This is a genomic window from Bradyrhizobium sp. LTSP849 (genome assembly GCF_000938255.1).
In the GTDB taxonomy this organism is placed as follows: Bacteria; Pseudomonadota; Alphaproteobacteria; order Rhizobiales; family Xanthobacteraceae; genus Bradyrhizobium.
The window spans coordinates 108,859-121,161 of the sequence record NZ_JYMR01000012.1; the positions used below are offsets into that span (position 1 = coordinate 108,859).

Annotated in this window: 10 protein-coding genes; 4 read left to right on the forward strand and 6 right to left on the reverse strand. The window is 64.0% G+C overall.

What is annotated here, in order from left to right; translation table 11 throughout:
* Window positions 1–5 precede the first annotated feature (5 nt).
* Window positions 6–1,865 (reverse strand): flavin-containing monooxygenase, encoded by a 1,860-nt coding sequence (locus UB31_RS09905; protein WP_045010721.1) that lies wholly within the window; start codon window positions 1,863–1,865, stop codon window positions 6–8.
* Window positions 1,866–2,065: 200 nt separating this feature from the next.
* Between UB31_RS09905 and UB31_RS09910 the strand changes: the two genes are divergently transcribed.
* The 3 genes from UB31_RS09910 to UB31_RS09920 all read left to right on the forward strand — a co-directional run bounded on the left by UB31_RS09910 (window position 2,066) and on the right by UB31_RS09920 (window position 6,174).
* Window positions 2,066–3,691, forward strand: coding sequence for a long-chain fatty acid--CoA ligase (locus tag UB31_RS09910; RefSeq protein WP_045010722.1), 1,626 nt, complete (start codon window positions 2,066–2,068; stop codon window positions 3,689–3,691).
* A 106-nt stretch (window positions 3,692–3,797) separates the two neighbouring features.
* Window positions 3,798–4,916, forward strand: coding sequence for a glycoside hydrolase family 172 protein (locus UB31_RS09915; RefSeq protein ID WP_045010723.1), 1,119 nt, complete (start codon window positions 3,798–3,800; stop codon window positions 4,914–4,916).
* 46 nt (window positions 4,917–4,962) lie between these two features.
* Entirely contained in the window at window positions 4,963–6,174 is a 1,212-nt protein-coding gene (locus UB31_RS09920; RefSeq protein WP_045010724.1) for an acyl-CoA dehydrogenase family protein, read from the forward strand.
* Window positions 6,175–6,361: 187 nt separating this feature from the next.
* Here UB31_RS09920 and UB31_RS09925 read toward each other — a convergent pair whose 3' ends face one another.
* From UB31_RS09925 to UB31_RS09940, 4 genes are read right to left on the reverse strand one after another with little or no spacing between them, the layout of a single operon-like run.
* A complete protein-coding gene (locus UB31_RS09925) occupies window positions 6,362–7,228 on the reverse strand; it encodes an efflux RND transporter periplasmic adaptor subunit (protein WP_045010725.1) in 867 nt (288 codons plus the stop codon).
* A complete protein-coding gene (locus UB31_RS09930) occupies window positions 7,225–7,431 on the reverse strand; it encodes a DUF1656 domain-containing protein (RefSeq protein ID WP_045010726.1) in 207 nt (68 codons plus the stop codon). The genes UB31_RS09925 and UB31_RS09930 overlap by 4 nt, the downstream gene beginning before the upstream one ends.
* The gene (locus UB31_RS09935) at window positions 7,428–9,479 is read right to left on the reverse strand and encodes an FUSC family protein (RefSeq protein ID WP_045010727.1); all 2,052 of its coding nucleotides are present in this window, start codon (window positions 9,477–9,479) and stop codon (window positions 7,428–7,430) included. Before UB31_RS09935 ends, UB31_RS09930 begins: the two co-directional genes overlap by 4 nt.
* 2 nt (window positions 9,480–9,481) lie before the next feature.
* On the reverse strand, window positions 9,482–9,967 hold the full coding sequence (locus UB31_RS09940; protein ID WP_045010728.1) for a MarR family winged helix-turn-helix transcriptional regulator: 486 nt from the start codon (window positions 9,965–9,967) through the stop codon (window positions 9,482–9,484).
* A gap of 91 nt (window positions 9,968–10,058) precedes the next feature.
* Here UB31_RS09940 and UB31_RS09945 point away from each other — a divergent pair, with 91 nt between their 5' ends.
* Complete coding sequence (locus UB31_RS09945) at window positions 10,059–11,285, forward strand: MFS transporter (protein WP_045010729.1); 1,227 nt, start codon at window positions 10,059–10,061, stop codon at window positions 11,283–11,285.
* An 8-nt stretch (window positions 11,286–11,293) separates the two neighbouring features.
* Here UB31_RS09945 and UB31_RS09950 read toward each other — a convergent pair whose 3' ends face one another.
* Entirely contained in the window at window positions 11,294–12,202 is a 909-nt protein-coding gene (locus UB31_RS09950) for an amino acid ABC transporter substrate-binding protein (RefSeq protein ID WP_045010730.1), read from the reverse strand.
* Window positions 12,203–12,303 lie beyond the last annotated feature (101 nt).

A 12,303-nucleotide genomic window follows, 5' to 3' on the forward strand; every position in this document is an offset into this window, starting at 1 on the left:
GAAGGTCACGCCGCGACCGGGGAGCCGTCGGTCTCCGCAGCGGTGTCATACGTCAAGTCCAATCCGGCCAGCCCGCCCTCCTTGCGCCACTTGGCGAGCAGTCGCAGGAACGCCACCGGCCCGCGCCAATATTGACTGTTCCGGGCCGCTATCGGATCGAACACGCCTTCGTTGTTATAGTATCCGGGCGTGCATTCGGCGAGATAGGTCTGGCGGCCGAGCGCGGCCTTGACGACTTCGTCGACCCAGGCGTTCTCGGCGGCAAGCGTCGGCTCCAGCGTCTGCGCACCGCGCTTGCGCACCTGATCGATCACATAGGCGATGTGCTGCGATTGCTCGTCGATGATGTGCGGGAAATTGGCGCTCTGGCCAGCCTGCACCGTCACGATCAGGAAGCAGTTCGGAAAGCCGCGGCTGTAGAAGCCGTGCAGCGTCTTGACGCCGTCACGCCAGCGCTCGGAGAGGCTCTCGCCGCCGCGGCCATAGACCTCGAACCCCATGCGGCGCGCGTAGTCGGTGCCGACCTCAAAGCCGCTGGCATAGATCAGGCAGTCGAGCTCGTAGGATTTGCCGTCGACGATGACCGCATTTTCGGTGACATGCTCGACGCCCCTGCCCCTGGTGTCGACGAGATGCACGTTTGGGCGATTGAAGGTGTCGAGATATTCGTCGTGAAAGCACGGCCGCTTGCAGAACGCCTTGTACCAGGGTTTTAACGCAGCGGCCGCGGCCTCGTCCTTCACCACCGCGTCGACGCGGGCCCGTATCTCCTCCATCTTGCGGTAGTCGGCCTGCTCGATCACCTTCAGCGCCTCTTCCATCGAGGTCACCGGCTGCGGCTGACGGCGTGGCGCCAGCAGGATTTCGCCGAGCAAGCCGGTCCAGCCGTCCTGCACCAGATCCTGTTCGAACGGCTCGCCCGAAATCACGGCGGTGAAATTATCCATCCGCTCGCGCTGCCAACCGGACTTGAGGCTCTCCGCCCAAGCGTGATCCGTCGGCCGGTCGTCGCGCACGCCGATCGCCGACGGCGTGCGCTGGAAGACGTAAAGCTCTTTTGCCGAGCGGCCGAGATGCGGCACGCATTGCACGGCGGTGGCACCGGTGCCGATGATGCCGACGCGCTTGTCGGCAAGGCCGGTGAGACCGCCCTCGGCTGTGCCGCCGGTGTAAGCGTAGTCCCAGCGGCTGGTGTGGAAGCTGTATCCCCTAAACGTCTCGATGCCGGGGATGCCCGGTAGCTTCGGCCGGCTCAACGGACCACCGGCCAGGATCACAAAGCGCGCGCGGATGCGATCGCCGCGATCGGTCTCGACCAGCCAGCGTCCCTCACGCTCCTGCCACGTCATTTGCGAGATGATGGTCTGAAACAACGTACGCTCGTAGAGACCGAAGTGACGGCCGATGCGGCGGGAGTGTTCGTAGATCTCGGGAGCCCGCGCATATTTGCGCACCGGCATGTAGCCGGTCTCTTCCAGCAGCGGCAGATAGATGTAGCTCTCGGTATCGCAGGCGGCGCCCGGATAACGGTTCCAGTACCAGGTGCCGCCGAAATCGGCGGCCTTTTCCACGATACGGAAATCATCGATACCAGCTTCGCGCAGACGCGCGCCGCACAACAGCCCGCCGAAGCCGCCGCCGACGATGAGCACTTCGGTCTCTTCGGTGATGGCAGCGCGCGCAAATCCGGGATCGGCCCAGGGATCGTCGAGATAGCGGGCAAAGCCGCCGGCCACCTCGACATACTGCGCCTTGCCCTCGGTGCGCAGGCGAAGGTCGCGCTCGTCGCGATAGCGCGCACGCAAGGCTTCGATGTCGATCGTAGGCGCGCCGGCTGCACCGGTCTTGTGTTTTTCCGCTGACATCGATCTCCTCCACGGCGGGCGCTGCTTCGCCGACAGCTCACGGCAGTTAGCCCTGAAAAAGTGATGCACGCAATCGCGTCCACCTTTTTTGCGTGAACGCCTCGGCTCGTTCCGCTACCTTGCACGCAACCAAATGCGTCATGCAACGACATGACATTTAACGACATGACTTGCAAAGACATGGATTTCCGGAGGGGACAATGCAGGGATTGATGATGGACATGCCGCTCCTGACCAGCGGCCTGATCCAGTATGCCGCCGACTATCACGGCGAAGCGGGGATCGTCGCGCGCGAGATCGAAGGCGACATCCATCGCACCACCTATGCGGAGGCGCATCCGCGCATCAAACGCATGGCGCTGGCCTTGCAGCGGCTCGGCATGAAGCGAGGCGACCGCGTCGGTACACTGGCCTGGAATACGCACCGTCATTTCGAGATGTTCTATGCCGCGCCCGGCATGGGCTATGTGCTGCACACCGTCAATCCGCGGCTGTTTCCCGAGCAGCTCGTCTACATCATCAACCACGCCGAAGACCGTATCCTCTTCGTCGACCGCGCCACGCTGCCGATCGTCGAGGCGATCGCGCCGCAGCTGAAGACGATCGAGGCCTACGTGATCATGTCATCGCGCGAGCGAATGCCGGAGACGAAGCTTCCGAACGTGCACTGCTACGACGAGCTTTTGGAAAAGGAGAACGAGGCAGGTTTCGCCTGGCCGCAGTTCGACGAAAAATCCGCCTCCACCATCTGCTACACCTCGGGCACGACGGGCAATCCCAAGGGCGTGATCTATTCACACCGCGCCGCAATCCTACAGACCATGACGTGCAGCAGCTTCGACTTCATCCCCGGACATCGCGAAGGCGTGCGCGAGGTGATGATGCCGATGGCGCCGCTGTTCCACGGCAATGGCTGGAACATGCCGTTCACCGCGCCCTATACCGGCTCCAAGCTGGTGCTGCCGGGCCGCAATTACGAGCCCGACAAGCTCTACGAACTGCTCGAAGGCGAGAAGGTGACGCTGTCGGCGGGCGTGCCGAGCTTCTGGCTGATCCTGCTCGACTGGCTCGGCCGTACCGGCAACAGATTCTCGACGCTGCGCGCGACGCTGTCGTCGGGCTCGGCGCCCCCGCGCGCGATGGTCGAAAAACTCAAGCGCGACTACAACGTCGACTATATCCAGGCCTGGGGCATGACGGAGGCGCTGGGCTGCTCGATGCCGGGATTGCGGCCGGGCTCGGAGCATCTCAGCGACACCGAGAAATTCGACCGGCGTCAGGTCTCGGGCCGCGCCTGCTTCGGCACGTCGTTGCGCATCGTCGACGACGGCGGCAACGAGCTGCCGCGCGACGGCAAGAGCGTCGGCCATTTGCGTGCCCGCGGTCCGTGGGTCGCCTCCGGCTACATGAAGTTAGAGGAAGGCCTCGACCGCGACGGCTGGCTGATCACCGGCGACATGGCCGTGATCGACGCCCAGGGTCACGTCACGCTCACCGACCGCTCCAAGGACGTGATCAAGTCCGGCGGCGAATGGATTTCCTCGATCCAGCTCGAGGACATCGCGCTGTCCCATCCCGACGTTCTGCAAGCTGCCGTCGTCGCCATCGTGCACGATAAATGGCAGGAGCGCCCGCTCCTCCTCGTCGTCCGCAAGAAGGGCGCGACGGTCGACGGCAAGACGCTGCTCGAGCACATGCACCCGAAGATCGCGAGTTGGTGGATGCCGGACGCCGTCGAGTTCCTGGACGAATTCCCCATGACCGGGACCGGCAAGGTGCTCAAGTCGGCACTGCGCGAGAAATTCAGGGGTTATCGCGCTGGGTAGGCCGCCGCACGATCGCACGCGGTCCTTCGGTGCGCGATCATCTTCATCATTTGGTAGATTCGGGAGCGATATATCGGGTCATCGCTAACCCCTTATCGAGGACATCATGGCGTTTTCCGGATTGGGCCTGCATCTCGGCAATCTGTCGCGCCTGTCGAATGCGCAGACGCGCTCGATCAGCCCCGAGAACTTTAGCGGCGAAAAGGGCAAGGGCGGCATGTCCGTCGACGGGCCCGCGGCAGCTCAGGCCCGCGATCTCGGGCAAGGCTGGAAGGTCTCGCCCTATGTCGTCATCGAGCCCGGCGCGACGTTCACGCTCGCCGACATCGCGGGCCAGGGCGCAATCCAGCAGATCTGGATGACGCTGGCGCGCGGACGGCTGCGCCATTCGATCCTGCGCATCTACTGGGACGGCCAGGAGCATCCGAGTGTCGAGTGCCCGGCCGGCGATTTCTTCGCCTGCGGATGGGAGGAGTTCGCGCAAGTGTCCTCGCTTGCCGTCTGCGTTAATCCCGGGCGCGCGTTCAATTGCTACTGGGAGATGCCGTTCCGCAAGCGCGCACGCTTCACGCTGGAGAACCGCAGCGAGGAGGCGCTGACCGTCTATTACCAGATCAACTACACCCTGACCGATGTGCCCGAGGACTGCGCCTATTTCCACGCGCAGTTCCGGCGCACCAACCCGCTGCCCTACAAGGACGTCTACACCATCCTCGATGGCGTCACCGGGCGCGGCCAGTATGTCGGCACCTACATGGCCTGGGGCGTCAACAACAATGGCTGGTGGGGCGAAGGCGAGATCAAATTCTTCATCGACGGCGACGGCGAATTCCCGACCATCTGCGGCACCGGCACCGAGGATTACTTCTGCGGTGCCTACAATTTCGATCCCTATGTCGCGCATTCCGGCCGCGGCGCCGTGCAGCAATCCCACTATCAGGAATTCACCACGCCCTATGCCGGCCTGCCGCAGGTGATCCGCCCCGATGGCGTCTACAAATCGCAGCAGCGGTTCGGCATGTATCGCTGGCACATCCCCGACCCCATCCGCTTCCAGAACGATCTGCGCGTGACGATCCAGGCGCTCGGCTGGCGAACGGGCCTCAAGGAGGCAAAATATCTTCCGCTCCAGGACGACATCGCTTCCGTGGCGTTCTGGTACCAAACGCTCCCGGCCGCGCCCTTCCCCAAGCTGCCCGACGCCGAATATCTCGAGATCGACTGACCTGAAAACGCAGGCCGCCGCCGTCCATCGATCAAGGAGACGAGAAATGCTCTACCCGATGTCGCCAAAGGTCGTCGAGCTCAAGCGCAAGCTCGAGAGTTTCATGGACCGGCACATCTATCCGAACGAGGAACGCTTCTATCGCGAGGCGGAAGAGCTCGGGCCGTGGAAGGTCTTTCCCGTCGTCGAGGAACTGAAGCCGCTCGCCCGCGCGGAAGGCCTCTGGAACCTGTTTCTGCCGGAGTCCGGCCACGGCGCAGGCCTCACCAATCTCGAATATGCCCCGCTCTGCGAGGTGATGGGTCGCTCGCATCTGGCGCCCGAGGTGTTCAACTGTTCGGCGCCCGACACCGGCAATATGGAGGTGCTGGAGCGCTACGGCACGGAGAAGGACAAGGAGCGCTGGCTGAAGCCGCTGCTGGCCGGCGAGATCCGTTCCTGCTTCGCCATGACCGAGCCCGCGGTCGCATCATCCGATGCGACCAACATCGAGAGCTCGATCGTGCACGACGGCGACCATTACGTCATCAACGGCCGCAAATGGTACACGACCAACGCGACCGACCCGCGCTGCAAAATTTGCATCTTCATGGGCAAGACCGATCCGGACAATGCGGATCGCCACAAGCAACAATCTATGATCCTGGTGCCGATGGAGACAGCGGGTATCGAGGTGAAACGTCCCCTCCCCGTGTTCGGTTTCTACGGTGTGCCGGATCGCGCCTCGGAAGTCATCTTCACCAATGTACGGGTGCCGAAGGAGAACATGCTGCTCGGCGAAGGCCGCGGCTTCGAGATCGCACAGGGTCGCCTCGGCCCCGGCCGCATCCACCACTGCATGCGCCTGATCGGCCTGTCCGAACGCACGCTGGAAAAGATGTGCCGGCGGGTGCGCAGCCGTGTTGCCTTCGGCAAGCCGGTCTCGGAGCAGACGGTAACGCAGGAGCGTATTGCGGAATCCCGCATCATGATCGAGCAGGCCCGGCTGCTGACGCTCAACGCGGCTTACGCCATGGACACGGTCGGCAACAAGGTGGCGAGAGCCGAGATCGCGATGATCAAGGTCGCCGTGCCCAACATGGCCTGCCAGATCATCGACTGGGCGATCCAGGCCCATGGCGGCGGCGGCACGTCGAACGATTTTGGCTTGACCCAGGCCTATGCGACCGCACGTTTGCTGCGTCTTGCGGACGGGCCGGATGAGGTCCATCGCAACCAGATCGCGCGGCTGGAGCTGAAGAAATATTCGAACGCCTGAAACGCACGGCTACGGCGGCGCACTCTTCCCTTCTCCCCTTGTGGGAGAAGGTGGCGCGAAGCGCCGGATGAGGGGTCTGCATCCGCGGAGACAGACCCCTCACCCAAGTGAGTATGTGTCAACCGGCGGAGATGCCCTCTCCCGCAAGGGGCGAGGGCGCAATCATGCGCAGCGCTATTCGCGTCAGCTAGTTCAACACCTCCACCGTCGCCGAGCGGCCGGCAACGAGCGCCGTGCTGTCAGGCACCGGATCGAGCGCAATGCGCACGGGCACGCGCTGGGCGAGGCGCACCCAGCTGAAGGTGGGATTGACGTTCGCAAGCAGGCTCGCGCCTTCGGCGCGATCGCGGTCTTCGATGCCGGCGGCGATGCTCTCGACATGGCCGGTGAGCGTGCCCTTCTCGCCCATCAGACGGACTTGGACCTTGTCGCCGATACGGATGCGCGCGAGTTTTGTCTCTTCGAAATAACCTTCCACATGCAGCGTGTCGCTATCGACCAGCGCCATGACGCCCTTGCCGGCCGTGACGTAGGCGCCGGGACGCAAATCCATGTTGGTGATCACACCGTTCACGGAAGCGCGGACCTCGCTGCGGTCGAGATTGAGCTGGGCGACCGCGCGGTCGGCAACCGCCGCATCGAAGGCCGCCTTGGCCTGGAGTTGGGTCGCCAGCACCTGCTCCTGCTTCTGCTGCGACACCGCGTCGGTCGTCAGCGCGCTGTAGCGCTTCAAATCGGCATTGGCCTGATCGAGGGTTGCCTGATGGCCGGCGACCGAAGCGTCGGCCTGCCGCAGCGCCAGCGCAAAGCGTTCGCGATCGATCCGGAACAGCACGTCGCCACGATGGACCTTCTGGTTGTCCTTGACCAATACATCCGTGACGAATCCGGACACGTCAGGCGCGACCTGGACCACGTCGGCACGCACGCGGCCGTCACGCGTCCAGGGCTGCTCCATGTAATAAACCCACAGCTCACGGCCGACGGCAAGCGCCGCAACGACGGCGATGATTGTCAGCGCGAGGCGGCCAAGCCGGGCGACATTTCCTTTCATGAGAGATACTCCGAGAGATAGACGACGCCGCCCAGGAGGCAGATGAAAATCGCGAAATCGAACAGCGCGCGATGCCAGACCAGCCGGTAGAGATCGAAGCGCTGCATGAGCCGGCGCAACAGCGCGCTGAGCGCATAGGCGACGATGATCCACAAGAGCAGCGAAGGCACGAGCACGCCGTAGATGTCGATGACGTACCTCATGCCGCAACACTCTCGCCTGCGCGCGGCCGGTAGGCCGGCGCGTCCGGAAACAGGCCGCGCCGGATGCCGACGAGGCCGATCAAGGCATCTTCGCGCGCACTGTCATTGGGATCCTTCACCGCCTGGGCCAGAGCCAGATCGACATTCCGCAGCAACTCAGCCGGCATTCCGCCGCCGGCATAGCTGCGGCAGGCCGCAGCTAGCTGGTCGAGCATGTCGTCGATGACGGAAATGGTCGATGCTGCGAGCCCATAACGCGCGCGGCGCAGGTCGATGATATTGATCCCGATACGGAGCTGGACGAGGCTGTCGGCATCGCGGCGATCGCTCTCCGAGAGGAATGCGATGCGCTGCACGAGGAGCCCAAGCCGGTGCAACATGAGGCCGGCGAACTCCGCGCGGTCGCGCTTGCCGCGCCGTTCGGCGGCGACCGCGATCGTGATCCAGCTCGACAGCACCAGGCGATTGGCGATCCACTCCGCGCCGACCCCGCGTGCGATCCGCGTCACGATCTCCGCGATCACGACGCCGACGAAGAACGCGACGGCGGAATTGGCGTAGGACGCAAAGTCCGCGATGTAAGTCGATTGCAACGCAAGCAGTGTCGCCGTATTGGCCGCCAGCGCCATGCCCGTCCCCGCCGTTGCCGGCCGGGCGATCAAAAAGCCGTAGAGCAGGAAAGTCGGCGCCAGCGCGACGATCAAGACCTCGATATGGGAGATCCCAGGCACCAGCGCGAACAGATAGACCGCAACGACCACGATGGCGACCAGCGACCACAGGCCAAAGCTGCGGATGAAGCGCGCGGGCTCGTCCTGCGCGGCAAAGAATGAGCAGGCGACCGCCGCCATCATCGGCGCCGACGCGCCGTCGGGCCATCCTGTCCCGATCCAGAATGCGCAGCAAATCAAGATGGCCACGGCCGCACCGGCCGCCGACCACAGGGCAAGGCCGCGGTCGCGGTGACGCACGGGCGCGGCGCCGGCCTCAGAATGAAAGGCGAGATCGAGGGTCGAGACGTCGCGGTTCTCGGCGATCGCCTCGGTCAGCGCACGACAATCGCGCGAGAGGTCGATGAGCTCGCGCAGCCGCGACAACAGGCTCGTGGTGATGATCCGCTCCCAGGAGGCGCTGTCATCGAGGATTGCCTGCCGCTCCACGATCGCGGCGCGGAGCCGCTCGGCCGGCTGTCGCGCGCTGACGTCGCTCACGATCCATTGCGCGAGATCCTCCAGAAGTCGCTTCAGCTCGGGCTGCCGCCGCAACGCCTCCTCGCCGAGCGCCGCCAGCCGGTCTTCGAGCGAGGCGATCACCGGCATCAGCATCAGCATGCGCAGCCGGATTTCACCAAGGCCGATCACCGCATTGCGATCGGTCAGCCGGTCATAGGCGAGATGGGTCGAGAGCGTGTCGATCTCGACGATGTCGGTCGCAAGCTTGAGGCGCTTGCCGCGGCGGGTCTCGTTGGTGCCCTCGCGCATGAGCACGATTTGGCTGAGACGGCGTGCATCCAACAGCCAGGTATCGACGCGGTGGGCCACGGCGGGCGCGACGCTGCGGGGAAAGATGATGGTCGAGACCAGGCTGGCGCAGATGATGCCGAGCGAGATCTCCTCGACGCGCGCGACTGCGGTGTCAAAGATCGCGCCCGGTTCGGACACCGCGGGAAAGCCGATCAGCGCGACCGTGTATCCCGCCAGCATGAAGACGTAGCTGCGCGGCGTGCCGTCGAGCAGCGAGAGATACAGGCAGAGCCCGACCCAGAGCGCGATGGCAAGGCACAGCAGCTCCGGTGCATCGATCAGGTTCGGCACCAGCGCCACCGTCATGGTGGCACCGACCAGCGTGCCCATCACCCGGAAAAACGCCTTCGAGCTGGTGGCGCCAGCGAGCGGCTGTGATGTGATGTAGACGGTTGCCATCGCCCAATAGGGCCGCGGCAGGTCCATGGCGAGCGCAATGACGAGTGCCAACATCGACGCGGCAAACGTCTTCAAAGCGAAAATGAGGTCCGCATGGCGGACCAGGAAGGGCTCTTCCGCGCGCATGACTATTGCGCCTCTGGAACTGTCTTGGCCGATGTCTTGGCTTCATGCAGGCGACTTGCCCGCCGCTCGATGCGCTGGAGCGTCTCGAAGGTTATCGCAAGTTCTTCAGACCCGATATCCTTGAGCAGGTTCGCCCGTACGCGCCGCAATACGCGGTTGATCTCCTCGACCTTGGCTTCGCCTGCTTTCGTGAGGTGTAGCGTTTTGGCACGGCGGTCGGTCGGGTCCTCACGACGCTCCGCAAGGCCCTCGACCTGGAGCAGGTCGATCAGCCGCACCAGCGACGGCCCTTCGATGCCAAGCTCGTCGGCGAGCACGCCCTGGCGGACGTTCTCACCCTGGCCCGACAGCAACAGGAGAGGAATCGCGGCCGCATAGGACAGGCCGTGATCGGACAGCGCCTGATCCGCCTCGCGACGCCAGATGCGGGCGAGCCGCGCAATGAGCCGGCCGATTTCGCCGTGGATATGAGCCTGCGAGGGAGCCATGCAAATTAGATAGGATGCGAACTATTAGCCTGCAACTATATATCTTGCATAGCTCGATTGATCACGAAAAAGCGAACGAGGACAACGCAGGATGGGCCAGGGTTCCACAACCGAAGCACGGGAGGAGATGGCGGGCGACAGCGCGCTGACGCTCGTCCCGACCTTCGTCGTGGTGGCGGTGGATGCCACCGGGATGGGCATCATCCTGCCGCTGCTGCCGTTCTATTCGCAGCGACTCGGTGCCACGCCGTTCCTGATCGGCGCGCTGATCTCGGTCTATGCCGCCTGCCAGCTCATCGCCGGTCCCGTGGTCGGCATCCTCTCGGACCGCTACGGCCGGCGGAAGGTTCTGGTGGTCAGCCAGATCGGAACCCTGATCGGATTTGTCCTGCTCGCGATGGCAGGTAATCTGACAGTGGTGTTCCTGGCGCGCATCATCGATGGCCTGACCTCAGGCAACATCTCGGTCGCTCATGCCTACGCCGCCGAGCACAGCGCGCCTGCGACGCGCAAGCAGGCACTCGGCATGACCAGCGGCGCGATCGGAACCGGACTCCTGCTCGGCCCCGCGCTCTCGAGCTTCCTCGTGCATTACGGCCAGACCGCGCCGGTGTGGGCCGCGGCCGCCCTCTCCTTGATCAGCATTTTGGCGACGATCGCCCTGCTCCCGCCGGATCATCCAGCATCCGAGCCGCTCTACCAGCACCGCGTGCCCGAGCCGACGCTGACGCGCAGCCTGTTCGGCCTGCGCTACGCCTGGCGGCTGCTGGGGCTGCTCATCGTGTTCTTCTTCGTCAACTCGATGTTCCTGTCGCAGATCGGCCTGTTCCTGTCGGCGCGGTTCTCATGGGATGGGCACGCCTTCGGCGCGCGCGAGCTCGGCTGGATGTTTGCCTATGCCGGCTTCATCAACATGGTGGTCCAGGGTCTCCTGATCACGCGCGCGAACCTCGTCGCCTCCGACCGCAGTATCGTGATGGTGGCATTCGCCTGCATGGGGTTGGGATTTGCGGGACTATCGGCCCGCAACAACATCAGCCTGCTCGCGGTCTACCTGACGCTGATCATCGTCGGCACCATGTTTGCCCGCAGCACGCTGACGGCGGAATTGTCGCGCTCAACTGCGGTCAACCGCCAGGGCATGATCATGGGCCTCAACCAATCGCTGATGTCGGGCGCGAACATCAGCGCTCCCCTCATCAGCGGCGCGCTGATCGGCCATCGGCTGTTCGTGGCCTGGGCGCTAGCGATGGCGGCGATCGCAGTGGTCGGCGCAGCGCTCGCCGGCCAGTTGCTCGATACGCCGCGAGCGCGCTAGCCCTCGCCTCAGTTCACGACATAGACATCAGGGTCGAAGCTCGAGCTCGGCTTCTTGAAGGCGTTGCGCAAGGCCGGCGACATCGGGACATTATAGTTGAGCCCGTTCGGCGGCGTCGGTGATTCCAGCCACTTCCTGTAGAGCACCTCGATCTCCGGGCTTGCGTAAAGCTCGGCCGTGGCGCGATCGGCCAGCGCCTGGAACGGCGCGTCCTCCCGCCGCAACATGATTCCGAAAGGCTCGGCCTTCGAAAACGTCTCTTCGCTGATCATGAACAGGGCCGGCTCCTTCGAGCGCGCAATGACGACCGCAAGCTGAACGTCGTCGAGTGCGTAGGCCTGCGCGCGGTCGGTCTCAAGCAGCAGGAACGCTTCAGCCTGATCCACGGCCGGCATTATTTTGATGCCGAGATTGCGCTCGGTATTGACCTTGGCGAGCTGGTTCAGGTTGACCGAGCCTGCCACCGCGGTCACGGCCTTGCCCTTGAGATCGTCGATGGTGTTGATCTTCGCGGCCTTCTTGGCCGCAAATCGCGTCGCGCTGAGGAAATGCGTGTTGGTGAAGGCGACCTGTTTCTGGCGGTCGGCATTGTTGGTAGTCGCCGAGCAATGCAGGTCGAGCGTGCCGTTGACCATCAGGGGAATGCGGTTCGACGAAGTCACAGCGAGATAGTCGACGGCGATGTCGGGCATGCCGAGCTGCTTCTTCACGGCGTCGACGATCTTGAGGCAGATATCCATGGCAAAGCCGACCGGCTTCTGGCTTCCGTCCAGATAGCTGAAGGGCACGGAGGCCTCCTGATAGCCGAGCGTGATCTTCTTGGTCTCCTTGACCTTCTGGAGCGTGCCCGACAGATCTTCGGCTGAAGCTGTGCCCGCAAGACATGTGACGGCCAGGAGAACGATCGGAAAACGCATTGGAGGGCTCCTCAAGGGGTCATCTGCTGCGCCAGTGCACAACACGGAAGCTCATAGCCCACGGCCGACCCGATCGCCAGACGAGGTTCCGTCTAACAGCT